This is a genomic window from Marinomonas sp. AWM4_232 (genome assembly GCF_056158325.1).
In genome coordinates this window covers 3,499,850-3,520,684 of sequence record NZ_JBSWTA010000001.1, presented here as the reverse complement: position 1 = coordinate 3,520,684, position 20,835 = coordinate 3,499,850, and the positions used below count along the sequence as shown (strand labels likewise).

General features: G+C 44.1%; 20 protein-coding genes. 7 read left to right on the top strand and 13 right to left on the bottom strand.

From position 1 onward, the window contains the following. Nucleotides 1-5 precede the first annotated feature (5 nt). The 4 genes from ACXAC1_RS16715 to moaC form a co-directional block, all read right to left on the bottom strand. Nucleotides 6-1,439 carry a hypothetical protein gene (locus ACXAC1_RS16715; protein ID WP_475062927.1) on the bottom strand — a complete coding sequence of 478 codons (1,434 nt, stop codon included), beginning with the start codon at nt 1,437-1,439 and terminating at the stop codon, nt 6-8. A 423-nt stretch (nt 1,440-1,862) separates the two neighbouring features. Further along, a complete protein-coding gene (moaE, locus tag ACXAC1_RS16710) occupies nt 1,863-2,303 on the bottom strand; it encodes a molybdopterin synthase catalytic subunit MoaE (protein ID WP_475062925.1) in 441 nt (146 codons plus the stop codon). Continuing rightward, nucleotides 2,304-2,558 carry a MoaD/ThiS family protein gene (locus ACXAC1_RS16705; protein ID WP_475062923.1) on the bottom strand — a complete coding sequence of 85 codons (255 nt, stop codon included), beginning with the start codon at nt 2,556-2,558 and terminating at the stop codon, nt 2,304-2,306. It abuts the gene before it with no gap. Then, nucleotides 2,551-3,033: a cyclic pyranopterin monophosphate synthase MoaC gene (gene moaC, locus ACXAC1_RS16700; RefSeq protein ID WP_475062921.1), complete on the bottom strand. Its 483-nt coding sequence runs from the start codon at nt 3,031-3,033 to the stop codon at nt 2,551-2,553. Before moaC ends, ACXAC1_RS16705 begins: the two co-directional genes overlap by 8 nt. 142 nt (nt 3,034-3,175) lie before the next feature. On the opposite strand from moaC, the gene ACXAC1_RS16695 reads away from it, so the two are divergent. After that, nucleotides 3,176-4,486 carry a J domain-containing protein gene (locus tag ACXAC1_RS16695; RefSeq protein WP_475062919.1) on the top strand — a complete coding sequence of 437 codons (1,311 nt, stop codon included), beginning with the start codon at nt 3,176-3,178 and terminating at the stop codon, nt 4,484-4,486. A 28-nt stretch (nt 4,487-4,514) separates the two neighbouring features. Next, nucleotides 4,515-5,276 (top strand): tRNA (cytosine(32)/uridine(32)-2'-O)-methyltransferase TrmJ, encoded by a 762-nt coding sequence (gene trmJ, locus ACXAC1_RS16690; RefSeq protein ID WP_475062918.1) that lies wholly within the window; start codon nt 4,515-4,517, stop codon nt 5,274-5,276. 781 nt (nt 5,277-6,057) lie between these two features. Here trmJ and ACXAC1_RS16685 read toward each other — a convergent pair. The 4 genes from ACXAC1_RS16685 to ACXAC1_RS16670 all read right to left on the bottom strand — a co-directional run bounded on the left by ACXAC1_RS16685 (nt 6,058) and on the right by ACXAC1_RS16670 (nt 9,117). Continuing rightward, the gene (locus ACXAC1_RS16685; protein WP_475062917.1) at nt 6,058-6,504 is read right to left on the bottom strand and encodes an REP-associated tyrosine transposase; all 447 of its coding nucleotides are present in this window, start codon (nt 6,502-6,504) and stop codon (nt 6,058-6,060) included. 1,014 nt (nt 6,505-7,518) lie between these two features. Next, a complete protein-coding gene (locus tag ACXAC1_RS16680) occupies nt 7,519-7,965 on the bottom strand; it encodes an REP-associated tyrosine transposase (protein ID WP_475062916.1) in 447 nt (148 codons plus the stop codon). A 295-nt stretch (nt 7,966-8,260) separates the two neighbouring features. Then, complete coding sequence (locus ACXAC1_RS16675; RefSeq protein ID WP_475062914.1) at nt 8,261-8,698, bottom strand: tellurite resistance TerB family protein; 438 nt, start codon at nt 8,696-8,698, stop codon at nt 8,261-8,263. Continuing rightward, nucleotides 8,695-9,117 (bottom strand): DUF6942 family protein, encoded by a 423-nt coding sequence (locus tag ACXAC1_RS16670; RefSeq protein WP_475062912.1) that lies wholly within the window; start codon nt 9,115-9,117, stop codon nt 8,695-8,697. Before ACXAC1_RS16670 ends, ACXAC1_RS16675 begins: the two co-directional genes overlap by 4 nt. 132 nt (nt 9,118-9,249) lie before the next feature. On the opposite strand from ACXAC1_RS16670, the gene ACXAC1_RS16665 reads away from it, so the two are divergent. The 5 genes from ACXAC1_RS16665 to ACXAC1_RS16645 all read left to right on the top strand — a co-directional run bounded on the left by ACXAC1_RS16665 (nt 9,250) and on the right by ACXAC1_RS16645 (nt 13,288). Continuing rightward, nucleotides 9,250-9,648: a YeeE/YedE family protein gene (locus ACXAC1_RS16665; protein ID WP_475062910.1), complete on the top strand. Its 399-nt coding sequence runs from the start codon at nt 9,250-9,252 to the stop codon at nt 9,646-9,648. Between the two features lie 13 nt (nt 9,649-9,661). Then, nucleotides 9,662-10,081 carry a DUF6691 family protein gene (locus ACXAC1_RS16660; protein WP_475062909.1) on the top strand — a complete coding sequence of 140 codons (420 nt, stop codon included), beginning with the start codon at nt 9,662-9,664 and terminating at the stop codon, nt 10,079-10,081. A 263-nt stretch (nt 10,082-10,344) separates the two neighbouring features. After that, entirely contained in the window at nt 10,345-11,511 is a 1,167-nt protein-coding gene (locus ACXAC1_RS16655) for a type III PLP-dependent enzyme (RefSeq protein ID WP_133560758.1), read from the top strand. A 303-nt stretch (nt 11,512-11,814) separates the two neighbouring features. Next, nucleotides 11,815-12,648, top strand: a complete 834-nt coding sequence (locus ACXAC1_RS16650; RefSeq protein WP_475062908.1) for an MOSC domain-containing protein — start codon at nt 11,815-11,817, stop codon at nt 12,646-12,648. A 139-nt stretch (nt 12,649-12,787) separates the two neighbouring features. Continuing rightward, nucleotides 12,788-13,288, top strand: coding sequence for a Crp/Fnr family transcriptional regulator (locus ACXAC1_RS16645; RefSeq protein WP_475062907.1), 501 nt, complete (start codon nt 12,788-12,790; stop codon nt 13,286-13,288). Nucleotides 13,289-13,295: 7 nt separating this feature from the next. Here the strand turns inward: ACXAC1_RS16645 and ACXAC1_RS16640 are convergent, their stop codons facing one another. The 5 genes from ACXAC1_RS16640 to ACXAC1_RS16620 all read right to left on the bottom strand — a co-directional run bounded on the left by ACXAC1_RS16640 (nt 13,296) and on the right by ACXAC1_RS16620 (nt 20,826). Further along, entirely contained in the window at nt 13,296-13,649 is a 354-nt protein-coding gene (locus tag ACXAC1_RS16640) for a RidA family protein (RefSeq protein WP_133559736.1), read from the bottom strand. Nucleotides 13,650-14,148: 499 nt separating this feature from the next. Further along, nucleotides 14,149-14,757, bottom strand: coding sequence for a cob(I)yrinic acid a,c-diamide adenosyltransferase (cobO, locus tag ACXAC1_RS16635; RefSeq protein WP_475062905.1), 609 nt, complete (start codon nt 14,755-14,757; stop codon nt 14,149-14,151). 4 nt (nt 14,758-14,761) lie between these two features. Further along, nucleotides 14,762-15,217 (bottom strand): hypothetical protein, encoded by a 456-nt coding sequence (locus tag ACXAC1_RS16630; RefSeq protein ID WP_475062904.1) that lies wholly within the window; start codon nt 15,215-15,217, stop codon nt 14,762-14,764. Further along, nucleotides 15,204-18,932: a methionine synthase gene (gene metH, locus ACXAC1_RS16625; protein ID WP_475062902.1), complete on the bottom strand. Its 3,729-nt coding sequence runs from the start codon at nt 18,930-18,932 to the stop codon at nt 15,204-15,206. Before metH ends, ACXAC1_RS16630 begins: the two co-directional genes overlap by 14 nt. A gap of 169 nt (nt 18,933-19,101) precedes the next feature. Beyond that, on the bottom strand, nt 19,102-20,826 hold the full coding sequence (locus tag ACXAC1_RS16620; RefSeq protein ID WP_475062901.1) for a hypothetical protein: 1,725 nt from the start codon (nt 20,824-20,826) through the stop codon (nt 19,102-19,104). Between the last annotated feature and the right edge of the window lie 9 nt (nt 20,827-20,835).

Genomic DNA, 20,835 nt, shown 5'->3' with positions numbered 1-20,835 from the left:
GTCCATTATTCTGAAGTCAAATCATTACTAGTTAAATCAAACTTAGCAGCACGCCCTTCCTCTCGCCCATGTAGTTCAAAGTGAAGCAATGGATTAAGCTGAGCACTGGCAACATCAGGATGAGTTTCTAAGTACCAAACACCATCGAAGTAAGGGCTTGGAGCCTTATTCTCTAAGTAACCAGTGGTTAAGTAGTGCTCTGCTGGGTTGATGCTATTTTCAATCACTTCAGGGTATTCACTGACATACCATAATGCATCAAAGTATTCTGAGCGTGCAATTTGCAGAATATTTTGATCTACATCGAAATCGGACTCTTGTGACTCTTTATTTAGTGACGGATAAAGCTTGAATAGAAGTTTTTGCTGACCGAAATAGCATTCTTCGAGAGATTCTTGCACAGTAAGCAGCTGATTAAGAAGAAGGTCATTTTCTTCGACTAACGTCGTTCGATCACTTTCGAAAGATTGCTTTAGCTGAACTAGGCTCTGATTATCTGCTAATGCTACTTCCAGTTTTTCTTGGGTAACTTGCAAGCTTTTTTGATGCTGTTTTACCTGCGCTTCATGCTTATCTTGAAGCACCTTAAAGCTTTCTTGCGTGGTGAGTAGTTGATCAATAGTAGACGCTTTATCTGCCTCTAATTCTTCTATACGCTTTTGCGATTTCTTAAGCTTTTCGTTTAGGCCTTTAACTTCAACGTTTAGAGAGGTAACTTGTGAATCTTTTGATATATGCAGCTGCTCTAAGTTCTCTTGTACGGTGAACAGCTGAGCAAAAATGGCTTCTTTTTCTTCTGCTAATTCGTTTATATGCTTTTCAAGCTCAAACGCTTTCAGCTCAGAATCTTTCAGCAATCCTTCTTTTTGAGCTTCAGACGTTTTAACTTGCTGAAGGCAGTCATTGATATCAAAGCCCACTTCATTGGAGATTGGTAGAGCACTTGCCTCAAGTAACTCTGTGATTTCCATTAAGTCTGGGTGAGTAGCGCATAATAGCTGGCCTGAAAGATCATATTGGTCAGCTATCGAGTTATACCCTTGAGCTATGACTAACTTAATACGCGATCGCTGTGCTTTTCGAACTGCAAACATAGCATTTAAAAAAGAGCACCATTCTTCGATGGCTGCATCAACACTCACATCAGTTTGATTTCGTAAGATATGTGCCATGCCGTTTGCACTGCTGTCTATGACGAATAATAAATCGTCATATGCCTTTAACTGACTTTGTTCGTTTGATGAATCACACAAGCTTGCTAGTTTTTTGCAATCGAATGGCACTAACAAATCGTTTTGGGCGATAAGGTCACATTGTATGAATTCGGCTAGCTGGGAGTCACTGCTTAAACTAGTTATGAATTTTGAAACAGTATCTTTAGACAAGGAGTAAGTGAGATTCACCACCGCCTTTCTATGATCAGACATATCTTGGTTCATTATGAGGCTTTCCTAAATCTGCTTGCTTAACTGCTATGACGTAAGAGGTACGCCCAATAAAGCGACTATTTAAGTTAATAAAGAAATATGAAAATTTAATGTGGGTATATGAGATGTAACAATCCATTGCTTTATTCTTTTCTTTAATCCATCGATGCAGTGAATTCGATGATATTGATTTAGTCAATTTAATTTGATGTTAACCTAAAAAAATTGTACTGGCTATGTTGTAGCGAAGCTTTAGGCATATGAATATACGATTGATATTAGAAGTGATAGTTTTTGATCGCCATGCGGAGATGGCTTGTACGACCCAATTCTATCGAGTATAAAGATGCTTTATCGCTGACAGGAGTCAGCTCGTACGATCTGATTACATCGAGGAAAATAAGCCCGAATAGCTGACAGGAGTCAGCTTGAGGTTTACCAGCGCTTTAGGCTTTGTTCGTCACTTGTTTTTGCTTCGACCCACTGCTCTCCTTCTGGAGTGACCTCTTTTTTCCAGAAGGCCGCACGGCTTTTTAGGTAGTCCATAATAAAGTCGCAAGCAGCAAAGGCTTCCGCTCGGTGAGCTGATGAAACACCGACGAAAACGATCTGGTCGTCAACTGATAACTTACCAACGCGATGTACGACTTTTACATCTAATAGCGTCCAGCGTTGATTTGCATCGGCTACGATCTTTTCAAGGTTGTGTTCGGTCATGCCGGGATAATGCTCTAGCACAAAACTTGATTGTGCTGGATCATCGCTGAAATCACGAACCCGCCCAACAAACATTGCAACGGCCCCCGTTTTGTTTGCTACGCAAAGTGAGTCATATAAAGACTGAACATCAAAGTCTTGTTCTTGAACGGCGATCATTTATCCCCCTGTTACTGGCGGAAAGAAAGCCAGCTCTCGCACTTTAGCTGGGTCAACCAGGTCATCGTCGCGGGCAAAATCAAAATCAATCGCTGCTTTAACCTTTTCTTCAAGTAATAAAGGCTGTTGAAGTTGCTCAGCTAGTTTTTCTTTCAACTGACGCACCGTTAATTCACTCTCAATTTGAAGCTCTAGCTCATCGCACTTCATGGATTCACGCAACGATGCGAAAAAGACAATTTTGATATTAGCCACGATTTGCACTCCAAGAGCCGCTTTTGCCACCATGCTTTTCTAACAAAGAGGTCTCTACAATGGTGATCCCTTTATCTACCGCTTTACACATGTCATATAAGGTTAATGCCGCGACACTTGCGCCGGTTAATGCTTCCATCTCGACGCCCGTTTTTCCACTCAAAGCACAGGTACATAGAATCTCAATTCGACAGTCATCCAGCACATTAATCTCTACCGTTATTTTCGTCAGCATTAGCGGGTGACACAGAGGAATCAATTCAGGCGTTTTCTTGGCAGCTTGGATACCGGCAATACGAACCGTAGCCAAAACATCGCCTTTTGGTAGACCACCTTCAATCACCTTCTTAAGCGTATCAGGCAACATTTTTACAACAGATCGAGCGGTTGCAGTACGCTTAGTAACGTCTTTATTACTCACATCAACCATGTGTGCATTGCCATTACTGTCTAGGTGGGTCAAAGTTTCGCTCATGGACTTTCGCTCTTGCCTGTCATTCAATGAAAAACGTTTATAGTCGCAAAACTTCAGCACAAATCAAGGCTTAAGATGTCATTGGGTTTGTGCTTGGACGTTATTGAGGCATAATGATTTGAAATTGACGTAAGTTGACCCTATGAGCCTAATCGACGATTTTAACCTTCTTGAAATACCGACTAATGCAACGGAGCAGGATGCTAAAGCCGCATACCGTCGTTTAGCACGTCGTTACCATCCAGATAAAAACCCTGACCAAGATACCACAGAACATTTTCAACGAATTCATGACGCCTACCAAAATGTCTTAACAGCGATTAAGCGCAGTCAAGGTCAAGATTGGAAGCCCTATGCGTTTACCGAAAAGGCCAGTAGCCGCAACACCTCAGGGTTTGAGCGTTACGAGTTCGAAAGCGATGCCAAACAGCGTGAATACGTAAAAGAGCAACAACGCGCTTACCAAGAAATGAAACGTGGCAATGCACAACAGGAGCGAGCTCGTGAAGAGGCACTTCGTAATGCTCGCAGCACTTTACACCAACGTCGTATGAATGCTTTATATGAGGAAATGCGCAAAGCTGAGTCAGATCAGGCCAAAGCAGAATTCGATCAAGATAGCTTTAATCGTTATTCCGAAGAAAATACGTCGTCTGATGAAGCTTTTTATGCAGATTCGGACTCAAGTTTTGATCGTGAGCCAAATGCTAAAGCTTCGAGCATACCACCAAGGGTAAAGCCGTTTAGACGAGGCGCAGCGAAAGCCGCTTTTATTGCTAGTACATATTTAGCGACCTTTGCGATGGGGATCTATAGCGCTCATTATTGGAACAATCTGTTTACTCAAGAGCAAACCTTTGAGCAGTCTTATATCAGTGGACTCTACCCACAATTTCAATTGGGAGATCACTACACTCTAAAAGATACTCGGCTGTTTACAGAACCAAGCGTCGCTTCACAGATCAAACAAACCATCTCCCCTTTACAAGATGTAGAAGTCATTCAAGCACAAGGCGACTGGTACACACTGAGTTATTCAGGTAATACTGGATGGTCAAAAGCGGAGAATTTTGGTTTTGGTCAATCTAGCTTTGCTCAGCAAACAGGCTGCCTTGGTCACCCAGGAGTAGCTCCAATTCACGGGGAAGTGATTGGCAATGCTAGCGGCTCCAGTCGATTGCGAATTCTGAACCAATTACCTGAAGCCAGCATATTAAAATTTGAGTCCTTAGATGGCCTCCCCCCGTTTTCTATCTACTTACACGCCAATCAACCTTTTGCGGCTAATTTCATACCGAAAGGAAACTACCGGTTGGTGTTAGAGACGGGTTCCCTGTATCATCAGGCCTGTCAGCGTTTCCTATTCAATGAGCAGCAACGTACCGTGCTCGAACAAGTTAGTTTCGCCAGCACCGAGCAAACGCTCACCTTGAGAAACCTCAACACTCCGTAATCTGATAACGTAAACGAGTTACCATTTCATGCTTAGCAATATTCGCATTGTACTGATTAATACCTTCCATCCTGGCAACATCGGCGCTATTGCACGCGCTATGAAAAACATGGGCTTAAGCAACCTGTATTTGGTTGATCCAAATGACTACCCATCAGAAGAAGCAACAAGCCGTGCGGCAGGTGCTGTGGATCTGTTAGAAAATGCGACCATTGTGAACACTCTTGAAGAAGCGATTTCTGACTGTAGCTTAGTGATTGGTACCAGCGCTCGTCATCGCACCTTCCAGTTGCCTATCATGAATGCTCGTGAGTGTGCTGAAACCGTTATCCCAGAAGCAAAAGAGCACAATATTGCGATTTTATTTGGCCGCGAAACGATGGGGCTTTTAAATGAAGAAATCGCCCAGTGTCATCGTCAGGTATACATCGATGCAAACGATGAATACCCAGTACTTAACATTTCCCAAGCGGTGCAGATCGTAGCCTATGAAATCTGGGTGGCGCATCAGAACGAACAAGTGCATGAGAAAATCGTTCCAGAATACCCACGTAAAAAAGAAATGGACTTGTTTTACGAGCACCTTGAAGAAACATTATATGGTATTAACTTCGTTGTTCGTAACCACCCTGGTAAGGTACTCGACAAACTTAAACGATTCTTCAACCGCTCACGCCCAGAGAAACAAGAATTGGGGATTCTACGTGGTGTTCTAGCTGCGGTTGATCGTGAGGCTGGCCTGAATGAAGGGATGAGTCACGAAGCGAAGAAAACCAAAGAGCAAGAATAAAGTACGACCCGATTCTATCGGGGATGAAAAGCTCAGTTCGCTGACGGGAGTCAGCTCGTACGACCCGATTCCATCGGGGATAATAAGCCAGAATCGCTGACAGGAGTCAGCTCGTACGACCCAACTCTATCGGGGATGATAAGCCAGAGTCGCTGACAGGAGTCAGCTCGTACGACCCGATTCCATCGGGTATAAAAAGCCCAGTTCGCTGACAGGAGTCAGCTCGTACGACCCGATTCTCTCGGGGATAATAATTCAGAATCGCTGACAAGATTCAGCTCGTACGACCCGATTCTATCGGGGATGAAAAGCTCAGTTCGCTGACGGGAGTCAGCTCGTACGACCCGATTCCATCGGGGATGATAAGCCAGAGTCGCTGACTGGAATCAGCTCGTATGACCCGACTCCATCGGGGATGAAAAGCTCAGTTCGCTGACGGGAGTCAGCTCGTACGACCAGATTCCATCGGGGATGATAATCCAGAATCGCTGACAGGAGTCAGCTCGTACGACTAGATTCCATCGGGGATAATAACCCTCAGTCGCTGACAGGAGTCAGCTCGTACGACCCGATTCCATCGGGGATGATAAGCCCAGTTCGCTGACTGGAGTCAGCTCGTACGACCCGATTCCATCGGGGATAATAAGCCAGAATCGCTGACAGGAGTCAGCTCGTACGACCCGATTCCATCGGGGATGATAAGCCAGAGTCGCTGACTGGAATCAGCTCGTATGACCCGATTCCATCGGGGATGAACCAAGCATTGCTAATCCTTATCTTTTTATTCAAGATAAATACAATCCCAGTGCGAATAATCTTTAACGGAAGCAACAAGCCCAGACCTTTTTGGATTGGCAATAATGTATCTTGCGGTATTTATGAGTTGCTTTTCGTCTCTAATCAAACTGTCATAAAAGCCTTTGTTCCAAAGTATATTCTTCTTACTTTGGAATTTAATGTGCTTTTTGATAGAGCTTACTAGTTGATTGGGTGTCTTTGAGACTGTTCGAACAAGCCAATGAATATGATCAGGCATTACTACAAATGCAATCGTCAAAGACCACGCATTATCATCGCTGAACTTAAAAGACTGGATAGCAAGCCTCGCCGTTTCGAAATCATTTAAGTAAGGGGTATTATCAGCAGTTGAGAAGGCTAAATGATATACATGCCCTAGCTCATATACACGCCCGCGCCTAAGTGCGGAATGCCCTTTTCCTTGATACATAAAGCTCACTCCTTGAGTTTAGATATTTCAGAGAAATATAACATATAGGACCTAGAGTCAGCTCGTACGACCCGATTCTATCGGGGATGATAAGCCAGAGTCGCTGACAGGAGTCAGCTCGTACGACCCGATTCCATCGGGGATAATAAGCCAGAATCGCTGACAGGAGTCAGCTCGTACGACCCGATTCCATCGGGGATGAAAAGCTCAGTTCGCTGACGGGAGTCAGCTCGTACGACCCGATTCTATCGGGGATGAAAAGCCCAGTTCGCTGACAGGAGTCAGCTCGTACGACCCGATTCCATCGGGGATAATAAGCCAGAATCGCTGACAGGAGTCAGCTCGTACGACCCGATTCCATCGGGGATAATAAGCCAGAATCGCTGACAGGAGTCAGCTCGTACGACCCGATTCCATCGGGGATAATAAGCCAGTATCGCTGACAGGAGTCAGCTCGTACGACTCAATTCCACTGGGGATGATAAGCCAGAGTCGCTGACAGGAGTCAGCTCGTACGACCCGATTCTATCGGGGATGATATTCCAGAATCGCTGACAGGAGTCAGCTCGTACGACCCGATTCCATCGGGGATAATAAGCCAGAATCGCTGACAGGAGTCAGCTCGTACGACCCGATTCCATCGGGGATAATAAGCCAGTATCGCTGACAGGAGTCAGCTCGTACGACTCAATTCCACTGGGGATGATAAGCCAGAGTCGCTGACAGGAGTCAGCTCGTACGACCCGATTCTATCGGGGATGATATTCCAGAATCGCTGACAGGAGTCAGCTCGTACGACCCGATTCAATCGGGGATGATAAGCCAGAATCGCTGACAGGAGTCAGCTCGTACGACCCGATTCCATCGGGGATGATAAGCCAGAGTCGCTGACAGGAGTCAGCTCGTACGACCCGATTCTCTCGGGGATAATAATTCAGAATCGCTGACAAGATTCAGCTCGTACGACCCGATTCCATCGGGGATGAACCAAGCATTGCTAATCCTTATCTTTTTTTATTCAAGATAAATACAATCCCAGTGCGAATAATCTTTAACGGAAGCAACAAGCCCAGACCTTTTTGGATTGGCAATAATGTATCTTGCGGTATTTATGAGTTGCTTTTCGTCTCTAATCAAACTGTCATAAAAGCCTTTGCTCCAAAGTATATTCTTCTTACTTTGGAATTTAATGTGCTTTTTGATAGAGCTTACTAGTTGATTGGGTGTCTTTGAGACTGTTCGAACAAGCCAATGAATATGATCAGGCATTACTACAAATGCAATCGTCAAAGACCACGCATTATCATCGCTGAACTTAAAAGACTGGATAGCAAGCCTCGCCGTTTCGAAAACATTTAAGTAAGGGGTATTATCAGCAGTTGAGAAGACTAAATGATATACATGCCCTAGCTCATATACACGCCCGCGCCTAAGTGCGGAATGCCCTTTTCCTTGATACATAAAGCTCACTCCTTGAGTTTAGATATTTCAGAGAAATATAACATATAGGACCTAGAGTCAGCTCGTACGACCCGATTCCATCGGGGATAATAACCCAGAATCGCTGACAGGAGTCAGCTCGTACGACTCGATTCCACCGGGGATGAAAAGCCCAGTTCGCTGACAGGAGTCAGCTCGTACGACCCGATTCTCTCGGGGATAATAATCCAGAATCGCTGACAGGAGTCAGCTCGTACGACCCGATTCCATCGGGGATGAAAAGCCCAGTTCGCTGATAAGTGTCAGCTCGTCCAAGTTATTTCATTTCTTCAAGTACTGCTAATTTAGCTTGTATAAACTCAGAGTGTTGCATAAACAGAAGCTCACTTATTTTGCGAATACGGTGATCTTCGTGCGCATCCAGGTTTCCATCCGCATAAGCTACTCGCCATAAGCATTTCAAGAGTTCAAATTTCTGCTCCAGGCTTGCCTGCTCATTAATAACTTTAGTGAATTGATAAGCGTCGTTAGCATCATGAATGGTATTTTTAACGTCATCAAATAGGCGATCAATATCTTCACCCAAGTTACTTACTGATTTTATTGCCTCTTTGGCTGATTGTTCTTCACTTGGATGAATTTCATCATCAGCAATCACTACTTCAAGTAATAGTGCAGCGACCGCTTTTTGATAGCTGATTGGATCTGCAACGGTGTCTGTGGAGCTAAATAGTTTTTTTAACGCATTGATCATGAAGAAACCTTAAGTCTTGTTTTTAATGCCTCAATAAGCACATTAGGGAATTGGCGATAATCCAAATACGGGGTCCAAAGACATGAGCCGGATAGATAAGCAGTGTGCTTTCCACATACAATTTGGTCCGCATCTTGCGGGATGGGCATCTGTTCGAGAAATGTTTTGCCCACAATAACTGAACAATCATCTTTCAACGGTAGCTCATCGGCGCTGAAGCAAAGCTTCGCCCTTTCCCATATATATTGATCTCTAACTATACGCCAATCCTCATCAGGTTCAGTAATCAACTTTGCAATGATTGTGAGTATTTTACGCCAGTGATTACCATTTAGCTCAATCAACTGTGAAGGAGTACAGTCTAAGTAACTATCGCAGGTGGCAGGTAAGATCGGGGCATTGGGTAATAAGAAAATCATTCTTCACATTTTATCCTTTTGAAACTAAGTAAATTTTAACTTTCTAAACTGTATTTTTCTGCATGAAAGCTAGTAAATAATTTTATATTAGATTATTCTTAATTATATATTTCATTGCACGAGGTTTACTCTATGGACGCATTTACAATGCCCTTGTTAGGTGGCTTGCTTATTGGCCTTACAACCGCCGCCTACCTTCTTCTAACAGGAAAGGTGGTGGGGATCAGTGGCATTCTGGCCCAAGCTTTATTTAGCAAAGATCGATTGCTTCCTTTCCTCTTTATCATTGGCTTAATCCTCGGCGGAAGTGCTTACGGGATTCTGGTGGAACCATCGCAACCCTTCCCTGAAATGAGAAGCCCATTACTACTGATCATATCAGGCCTTTTAGTTGGTTATGGCACACGTTTAGGTAGCGGCTGTACAAGTGGTCATGGTGTCTGCGGTATTTCTCGTCTATCACCTCGATCATTGATTGCTACGGCGATATTTATGACCACTGCGATAATCACCGTTTTGCTAACCAAGTAGCTGGAGCTTTACTATGTACGCAATTATTACATTTCTTACTGGACTGCTATTTGGACTCGGTCTTGCTATCTCTGAAATGACTAACCCAGCTGTCGTTATTGGTTTCTTGGATATATTTGGGAATTGGAACCCATCTTTGGTTTTTGTGATGGGCGGTGCGGTTGCTATTGGAATGATTGGCTATGTTATTCGAAATAGACGTTCAAAGCCTTGGCTTGCAGACAAGTGGTACGTGCCTACGCGACGTGATATCGATAAGAACTTGGTATTAGGGGCTGGACTCTTTGGCATCGGCTGGGGGTTAAGCGGTTATTGCCCTGGACCAGGCTTGACGGCATTAACCAATAACCCAATGGAAGGCGTGTATTTCGTTGGCGCTTTGATATTAGGCTCTGCACTTTTTCACGTTCAGAACCATCGAAAAAATGGTTAGAACTCTATACAATATAAGGCTCTTCGGGGCCTTTTTTTGTGCCTAAAAAAAAGATAAAAATTTACTTGACGTGAAATTCATTGCGCCTTAAATTTCGCCTCGCGTCGTTGCTGAACATATTCCGCACCGCTTCAACTGCTGCGCTAGTCGCTTAAGGCTTAAAATGCCGGATAAGTAACAGCTAAAAGTAGGATGGGGGGAGGTAAAGGCGTATTTTTCGGATTATGTTTTCTCAAAATAAGGAGCAATGCGCCATGTCAATGATGCCTATTGATGTACATTCTTTTTACACACCTGAACAATTCAAACGCTTGAAGTCTTTGGCTGATACAAAGGAAACCCCTTTTGTTGTGATCGATACGAAAATGATCGACGAAGCGTACACTGAATTGGCAAAAGGCTTTCCAACTGCTGATATTTTTTACGCTATTAAAGCCAACCCAGCACCAGAAATTTTAACGCTTTTACGTGATCGTGGTTCAAACTTTGACGTTGCTTCACGCTACGAGCTAGACAAGTTACTTGCTATTGGTGGTGTAAAACCTGAGCAAGTTAGCTACGGCAACACGATCAAAAAAGCCCAAGACGTTCGTTACTTCTACGAGAAAGGCGTACGCATGTTTGCAACCGACTCAGAAGCTGACCTTCGTAATATTGCGAAAGCTGCTCCTGGTTCGCGTGTTTACGTTCGCATTCTAACAGAAGGCACTGTATCAGCTGACTGGCCGTTGTCCCGTAAATTCGGCTGCCGTCCCGACATGGCTATGGATCTATTGATTTTGGCTAAAGAGCTAGGTCTAGAACCATACGGTGTATCATTCCACGTTGGTTCTCAGCAACGAGATATCGGCGCATGGGATGCTGCGATCGCCAGCGTTAAAGTGATTTTTGAGCGTCTAAAGAGCGAAGACAACATCACTTTAAAAATGATCAATATGGGTGGCGGCTTCCCTGCGAACTACATCAGCCGTACCAATGATCTTGCTACCTATGCTGAAGAAATCACTCGATTCTTGGAAGAAGATTTTGGTGATGATATGCCGCGAATTATCCTAGAGCCAGGTCGCTCTTTGATTTCTAATGCGGGTATCTTGGTAAGTGAAGTGGTATTGATTTCTCGTAAGTCACACACTGCACTTAACCGTTGGATTTTCACTGATGTTGGTAAATTCTCAGGCTTGATTGAAACATTGGATGAATCGATCAAATACCCTATTCACGTTGAGAAAACAGGGGAACTTGAAGAGGTTATCATTGCAGGACCAACGTGTGATAGCGCCGATATCATGTACGAACACTACAAGTACGGCCTGCCATTGAATCTTGCTATCGGTGATCGCTTGTACTGGTTATCTACAGGTGCGTACACCACCACTTACAGTGCAGTAGAGTTTAACGGCTTCCCTCCGCTAAAATCTTACTACATCTAATACAATTACCTTGAATTAGGTAACAGACCGGCCTCCTGTGATGTTCCAACATTGCAGGGGGCCGCTTTGTTTATGAGGCGTGCGAGCGCAATCTGCGCCTTTGATTGTAGGACTGCGCTGTGCGCGGGACAAGATATTTTCCCTCGGAAACCGAGGTCCTACAACTACGATTTAAAAGCCACGTCCCCGATGGAATCGGGTCGTACAAGCTGACTCCAGTCAGCGACGGAGCCATCTTCATATGGCGATTGATGATCAATACCTTTAAGATACCTTAACGCTCATTTCATCTAAGGATTATTCGTGTCTCTGAAAGTCTCTCAATTAGCCGTATACCCTTTAAAATCTTGTAAAGTTATTCCATTAAACTCATCTAGGGTCACATTATCTGGATTAGAGTTTGATCGACGCTATATGTTAATTGATGAAAAAGGGCTATTTTTAACGGCACGAGACTACCCTGCTCTAACACTTATCGAAGCAAGCATTAATGGTACTACGCTTTCCTTAAGCCACCCACAACAGTCTGTCGGTATCTCGATCAATCCAGATCAATTTGATGATGACTACGTCAATACTGAGATCTGGGAAACACCCGTCCGTGGACAATTAACCAGCAGCCAATTTGATACTTGGTTTAGCGAATTACTCAATCTGTCCGTTAAGCTTGTCTATTTTGGCGATCAGTCCGAGCGCTTTACAAGTCGCAGACCGGATCTTCCTGTGGCTTTTGCTGACGGCTACCCTTTCCTATTGACCACTGAAGCATCCCTCGAAGACCTAAACAACAGCGGCCCTCAAGTAAATGAAATGGAACGTTTTCGACCAAATATCGTTATTGAAGGAAACCAGCCATTTGCCGAAGATACTTGGAAAAAAATTCGTATTGGCGATGTGATTTTTGAAAATGTTAAGCCATGTGAACGCTGCATCTTTACCACATTAGACCCGAAAACTGCTGAGCGAAGCCTCAAGGGAGAGCCTCTTAAGACTCTTGCCAAGTTTCGCTTAATCGCAAAAGAAGGTGTTACGTTTGGTGTAAACCTAGTGGCTGAAAATGAAGGTACTATCCATGTTGGTGATGAAGTAGAGATATTAGAGTTTCAGAAAGCATACCCTTACAAAGACAAACGTTAAGTCATTTTGTTAACACTCTGAATACATTCATGTTCTCAAGTCGTAGCAAACGATTACGGTTTGCTACGAATCTCTATGCAAACTACATGGTTAAAGACCTGTAACGGACATATGCTGTAAACAAAGGGAGGTGATTGTCATGAATACAGTCAACACTAAAAACTGCCCTTACGATCTGACAGCAGATACGTTAAAGACAGGTTCTATATTTGGTGCACTCAGTGCTTCAGCGATCGATTACTTAGTTAATCGTGGGAAAATGATTCATTTGGCGCAAGGTGAACAACTATTTTCAGATGGCGATAAAGGCGACAGCTTTTTCATCATTATAGAAGGTACTTTAAGCTATTACCGAGAGAAGAATAATGCTTCTTCACTCATTCGACAGGTGACATTTGGACAAGCGTTAGGCTATGTCACTATGGTTTCATTGTCTGCTCGAAATGGTTACGCGATAGCAGATACAGATGCCGTGTTACTTGAAATTGATTACTCGGCATTCGGCGAGTTCCATGATCGATTCGCCTTTGATTTTGGGATTTTGATACTGAACTTATCAAGAGATATGGCTCGCAACATCCAAATATTGAGCCGTACTATTGCCGACGCTGGCATCAGCGTCGACCTTAGCAAACACTAACTAAAAGTTATTTCTCAGCGGCAACCACTGAGATCTCAACCAACAATTCTGCTCGCGCTAGGCGTGCTTCGACACAAGCACGCGCTGGTGCATGACCTTCTGGCACCCATGCATCCCAAACAGCGTTCATGGCAGCGAAGTCTTTCATATCACGAAGGTAGACAGTCGCGGAAAGCATATGTTCACGACTAGAACCAGCTTGCTCAAGCAATGCATCCACTTTATCTAGCATAGTTTGAGTTTGCTCAGAAATATCAGTATTTGCATCCGCAGCAACTTGGCCACACAAAAACACCATGCCATTATGTTTAACAATACGGCTCATACGCTGACCAACTTCTTGACGCTCAATCGCTGCCATGACTAATTCTCCAATAAGTTAAAAACGCTATAATAACAATCTCATTGCAGTTTATCTGACTAAAATAGACAACCTACTCAGATTTTTATACTTAACATCATAACTAAAGCGGAATTACGATCCTGTTTAAATCGGGGATGATAAGCCTGAATCGCCATGCGGAGATGGCTCGTACGCCCCGATTCCATCGAAGAAGCAAGCTTTTTATCGCGGGTACAACCCGCTCGTACGACTCGATTCTATCGGGGATGATAAGCCTAAATCGCTGACAGGAGTCAGCTCGTACGACTCGATTCCATCGGGGAAGCAAGCTTTTTTATCGCGGGTACAACCCGCTCGTACGGCCCGATTCCATCGGGGAAGCAAGCTTTTTATCGCGGGTACAACCCGCTCGTACGACTCGATTCCATCGGGAAAGCAAGCTTTTTATCGCGGGTACAACCCGCTCGTACGACCCGATTCCAATCGGGGAAAGTCGCTCATACAACCAACAAAATTACTAAAATTCCAGCCCTTTTTGGGCTTTAATGCCTCGCTTGAATGCGTGTTTGATTTCTTTGATTTCACTAACGGTGTCGGCAAGTTCAATCAGTTCATCGCTTGCACCACGGCCTGTCACAACAAGGTGCTGCATTTCTGGTCGCTCCATAAGCGCTTTGAGGACTCTATCGGCTTCTAGATATTCGTAATGAAGTAAGTAGGTGAGCTCATCTAACACAACAAGATCATAGGCTTCATCTTGAAGTAGTTGCTCTGCTTTCTCCCAAGTCAGCTTAGAGCTTTCGATGTCTTTCTCACGGTTTTGGCTTTCCCAAGTAAAACCAGTTTCCATAATGTGCCAAGTAACATTTGGATGAGACTTAAAGAAATCAATCTCGCCAGTATTCCATTCACCTTTTAGAAACTGCACGACACCGACTTTCATATCATGCCCCAATGCGCGGGCAACCATGCCTAATGCGGAGCTAGACTTCCCTTTACCATTGCCTGTAAGCAGTACAAAGGTACCCTTTTCTTCTTGGGCTTTCGCAATTCGCTTGTCGACATGCTCTTTAATTTTCTTCATGCGTTCTGCATGTTTTTCAGGATCATGAATTGCTTTTGCCATAATGTTAAAACCTCTCAGACTGAAGCCTTAAACTCTCCAGCCATAAATTTAGTATATTATTTACGATTAATTTCTTTTCATTCCAAATACGCGATGCAAATGCACCACTTAAAACAAAAGATATGCTCACCTCTGTTTGAGCCATACCAATGGATGAAAAATGGATTTGCCATTGCTCAGTATGCTTGATCAAGCAATGACGGAAATGCCCTTCAAGTACGAGCAGCTGGCCAGAAATGGATTCAATGACTTCAAACTTTGCAGCAAAAGGGCCACGAAGAGATTGAAAAGTGATTTTTTGCGTTGAGCCAGTTAAAAAACCAAAATCTGAATCAAACGATTGCATCGCATGATTCCAGTTTGTCTGATTTGGCTGAGTGAAAAGATCCCAAGCGGCTTGGCTTGGGATCTTAAGTTGAATGCCTGCCTTAAGGCTGAATGGCGAATTAGATTCGATCATCCTCTGGGTCGTATCCTAAATTAGGGGCCAACCAACGCTCGGCGTCATCTTTCGTCATACCTTTACGCTCAGCATAGCTATCTACTTGATCTGGACCAATTTTACCCACACCAAAGTAATTACTTTCTGCGTTACCAAAGTACCAGCCACTTACCGCAGCAGTGGGCAGCATCGCGTAGCTTTCAGTAATTTCCATACCCGTGTTTTTGGTCACATCCAGCAATTCCCAAAGCTTGTCTTTCTCAGTGTGATCAGGACATGCAGGATAACCTGGTGCAGGACGAATCCCTTTGTAGCGCTCTTTGATAAGCTCTTCATTCGTTAGAGATTCATCTGGAGCATAACCCCAAAGCTCTTTACGAACTTTCTCGTGTAGGTACTCCGCTGTTGCTTCCGCCAAACGGTCAGCTACCGCTTTGATCATGATCGAGTTGTAATCGTCGTGATCTGCTTCGAAACGTGCAACAATTTCATCAATACCAAAACCAGCCGCACAAGCAAAAGCTCCAATGTAATCGTTGCCCTGCTCTTTGGTTGCCACGAAGTCAGAAAGACACTGGTTGTATTTGCCCGGTGCATTGAGCTCGTTTTGGTTACGTAAGAAATTTAATGTCATCACTTCTTCGGTACGAGACTCATCTGTGTAAATGACAACATCATCATGGTTTACTTGGTTTGCTGGGAATAGACCCACTACTGCTTTTGCGTCTAACCAACTCTCTTCGATAACGGTCGCAAGCATGGCTTTAGCATCTTCAAACAAGCGGGTCGCCTCTTCACCAACGACTTCGTCCGTTAGGATTCGTGGGTAGGCACCGGCAAGCTCCCAAGTTTGGAAGAATGGCGTCCAGTCGATGTAGTTTTGCACTTCATTAAAGTCGATATCTGTTGTATCAAATACTGTGATACCAAGCTTCTCAGGCGTTTTAATGCTTGAGAAATCCACTGGCGTTTTATTCAAACGCGCCTTATCAAGTGATACACGACGACCCGCTTTAGCACGATCTTTAAAGCGAATACGTGTTTTCTCATAGTCATCTTTGATTTCAGCAATGAACTTAGCATGACGCTCAGCATCTTTGGTCAACAAGTTACTGGCAACACTGACACTTCGCGAAGCATTGGTAACGTGAACTACTTGGTTGTTTTTGTAGTTCTGCTCGATCTTAACCGCTGTGTGCGCTTTTGAAGTGGTTGCACCACCGATCATCACTGGAATATGGAAATCCTGACGCTGCATTTCTTTGGCAACGTGCACCATTTCATCTAGAGATGGCGTGATCAAACCTGATAGACCGATGATGTCCGCATTTTCTTCTTTCGCGGTACGCAAGATCTTTTCAGACGGCACCATCACGCCAAGGTCGATCACTTCGAAGTTGTTACATTGAAGCACAACGCCAACGATGTTCTTACCGATATCGTGTACATCACCTTTAACGGTGGCCATAATCACTTTACCAGCGCTAGAAGAGCCTTGTGTTTGGTTACGAGCTTTTTCCTCTTCAATGAATGGCATCAAGTAAGCCACGGCTTTCTTCATGACACGTGCTGACTTAACCACCTGAGGAAGGAACATTTTGCCGGAGCCAAATAGATCACCCACAACGCCCATACCATCCATCAAAGGACCTTCGATCACTTCTAGAGGGCGGTCAAACTGTTGACGTGCTTCTTCGGTATCTTCGTCGATAAACTCAGTGATACCTTTGACCAATGCATGTGTCAGACGCTCGCCAACCGGCAAACCACGCCACTCTTGCGTTTCTTTTTCTGCTACTTCACCCGTGCCAGCGAATTCACCAGCGATAGCCAACAGATTGTCTGTTGCATCAGGTGTGCGGTTAAGCACAGCGTCTTCCACCGCATCACGCAGACGCTTTGGAATGTCTTCGTAAACCGCAAGCTGACCTGCGTTTACGATACCCATGGTCATGCCGTTTTTGATCGCATGATATAGGAATACCGCGTGGATCGCTTCACGAACGGGGTTGTTACCACGGAACGAGAACGATACGTTCGACACACCACCAGAGATTTTCGCGTAAGGAAGCTCACGCTTGATATCGCCGGTTGCTTCAATGAAGTCCAACGCGTAGCGGTTATGCTCTTCGATACCTGTTGCGATAGCAAAGATGTTCGGGTCAAAAATGATGTCTTCTGGTGGGAAGCCCACTTTGTTTACCAACACATCGTATGAACGGCGACAGATTTCGATTTTACGCTCTCGTGTATCCGCCTGACCGACTTCGTCAAACGCCATCACGATAACCGCTGCACCGTATTTCATCAGCAGTTTAGCTTGTTCGATGAACTTTTCTTCACCTTCTTTCAAGCTGATCGAGTTAACAACACCCTTACCTTGAATGTTCTTAAGACCCGTTTCTAGAATTTCCCATTTGGACGAATCCAGCATGATTGGCACACGAGAGATATCTGGCTCAGAGGCGATCAGTTTTAAGAAGCGCTCCATAGCGGCTTCTGAGTCCAACATCCCCTCGTCCATGTTGATATCGATGATTTGCGCGCCATTTTCTACCTGTTGACGAGCAACATCTAGCGCTGTGTCAAAATCACCCTCTTTGATCAGGCGTTTAAACATCGCAGAACCCGTAACGTTAGTACGCTCACCAACGTTAACAAACAAACTTTCATCGCTGATATTAAACGGCTCAAGACCAGATAGACGACATTCTTTTGGAATTTCAGGAATAACGCGAGGCGTCGCTTCTAGGAACGCATCGGCAAAGGCTTTGATGTGGCTTGGTTCAGTACCACAACAACCACCAATAATGTTCAAGAAACCGGCATCCACCCAAGTTTGAATCTCTTCCAGCATTTCTTCTGGTGTTTCATCGTATTCACCAAACGCATTTGGCAGACCCGCGTTAGGGTGCGCAGAAACATGCGTATCAGCAATATTTGAAAGCTCTTCGATGTACTGACGTAGATCTTTTGGACCCAAGGCACAGTTTAAACCTACAGAAATTGGTCGAGCGTGAGAAATTGAGTTCCAGAAGGCTTCAGTGGTTTGCCCAGAAAGCGTACGACCCGATGCATCGGTAATCGTACCGGAAATCATAATTGGATAACGAACGCCATGATCTTCAAAGTATTGAAGCGCGGCAAAAATAGCAGCTTTTGCATTTAGGGTATCGAAAATGGTTTCGATTAGAAGCAGGTCTGAACCGCCTTTAATCAAGCCATCAATGGAAACTGTATACGCTTCCACTAATTGATCAAATGACACATTACGAAAACCTGGATCGTTTACATCAGGCGAGATAGTACAAGTTCGGCTAGTAGGTCCTACCGCACCCGCAACAAAACGTGGCTTATTTGGGTTCTTAGCGGTAAATTCATCGGCCGCTTCACGAGCCAGTTTTGCAGACTCATAGTTAATCTCGTAGCTCAAAGACTCCATATGATAGTCGAGCATCGAGATAGAGTTAGCATTAAAGGTGTTGGTCTCGATAATATCCGAGCCAGCTTCTAGATAGGCAGAATGAATAGCCTTAATGATTTTAGGTTGAGTTAATGACAGCAGGTCATTGTTGCCTTTCAGTTCACTGTGCCAGTCACTGAAACGCTCGCCTCGATAATCCTGTTCCTCAAGCTTGTAGCTTTGGATCATGGTACCCATACCACCATCCAAGATCAGAATATTATCCTTTAAACGATTCTCAATAACTTCATATGAATCAGACTGAACCACTGCCACTACCTCTATATTTGAATGCGAGCTTAATATAACAAACTCATCACGCAAGTTGTTGAATTTTAGTAATGCTAAGATGAAGGATTGTGAAGTGATGGCGCAATTGAGCAGATTTCAGCTAAATTGCGCCATAATTGAATAACTTAACATTGGTAATGCTTTGGTATCAGTTTCGCTTGCCGACTTTTCCACCGACAAAACCAATTAACAGACCACCCAGGATAGCGGCCACCCAGAAACCGTATTTGCCCAGCCAATCGTTAGATATCAGCTCAACACTTTGGGTATCTCTGTACACCTTTCGCAGTATCATTTGTCCATCGTAGTTAACGGCTTGTGTGACCGAGACATTCATCGTGGCATTTGGTCGCTCATTCAAACCACTCAAACGCCAACGAAAATTAAGTTTGCCTTGATTGACCGTCGCCTCAGATTCAGACGAACTCATCATACTCAAAGCACTGTCCGTAAACAGTTCAGCAAAATAAGTTTGACCTTGCACCGACTGATCAACCGTCGCAGAAAGTTGAATTTCAAAGGTATCGTTGAGATTAGCGGAAGTTGGTAGCGTCCAACGAACATCGGATAACTCGCTTTTCAGCTGTTGTTGCAAAGACAGAACCGCTCCTTCAAAAGGAATCAAGTTATTGACTTGGTTCTCTAGACGAGCCTTTTCTTCCTGTTGCTGCTGAGACTGATTTTCCAATTGTTGCACGCGTTCATTAGATGCAACATAGCGTTGCTTAAGCTCTGACAATTGAGCTAAAACGGTGTTTTTTTCTGTAGCTGTATCTTGGAGAGCTTGTTGAAGCTGCTGAGCATTGTTCTCGCTAACTTCTAGCATCTCCTGAACAGTCTGAATTTCACGACTTAGCGCCGTATTTTGAGCCGCCGCTTCACGGTACATCGACTCAACACTCGACAGTTGATTACCTAAATCATCTTCCTGACGAACAAGCGCTTGCTCTAATTTCTGAACATCGCTTTGATAGTTTGAAATTAAGCTATTTTGCGCATTGAGTTCAGCTTTTAGCCGGGAGATTTGAGCTTCTAATTTCGCTGTGTCTACCGCATTACTTCCATCAGAATTTTCTGAGGCACTAACAATTGATCCACTGCGATTTAAGTTAGCATTCTCTTCTTGCAGAGCATTGATCACATTACTTTGAACGCGTATCTTATCCCAAAGAACTTGATGCTGCGCTCTTGCTTCTGACAAGGCGCCACCCAGTCTTAGATTGTCTTGTTTGACGGCATTCAACTCGCTCAATAAACGATCATTTTGAGACAGCAGTGATTCAAATTCACTTTTCAAATGCGCATGCTTGATGGATAGGTCTCGGTAATCTTTTGAAAGGGTAAAGTGAGCACTATCAAGGGTACGAAAACTTTTGTTTAGCTCAATAAAGCCCGCTTGTTGTTGAGCAAGCTGCTGCTTAGTCTTTTGAGTTTGGTTTTCGAGTTCAGCCACCCGATGGGTTAAGCGATCATTCTCAAGTCGTAGATGATTATACTTTCTCTCAAGCACTTCTCTTTCATTTTGTAGCTTTTCGATTTCGATGAGTTGAGAAGCATCTTTATCAGTAGAAATCAAATTTGCAAGTAAACGGTCTTTCTCATCAAGCTGTGCAGTTAATATTACTAATTTTTCTGAGTTTTGCGCTAACTGCATACGCAGGTCACGAATCACACGGTCTTGCTCAAGAAGCTTAGCGTCATCCAATTTTGAAGAAGCACTATTAGGGGCGAAAGCCTGATTAGATGAGTCGCTAGATGACATACTAGACTTAGTTAAGGTCGATGAATCTGTCTCACTCGTTTGAGTCGTACTGCAAGCACTTAACGCTACTCCCAGCGCAACTGGCACAACATAACGATATGGCTTTATCATTCTAGTTCT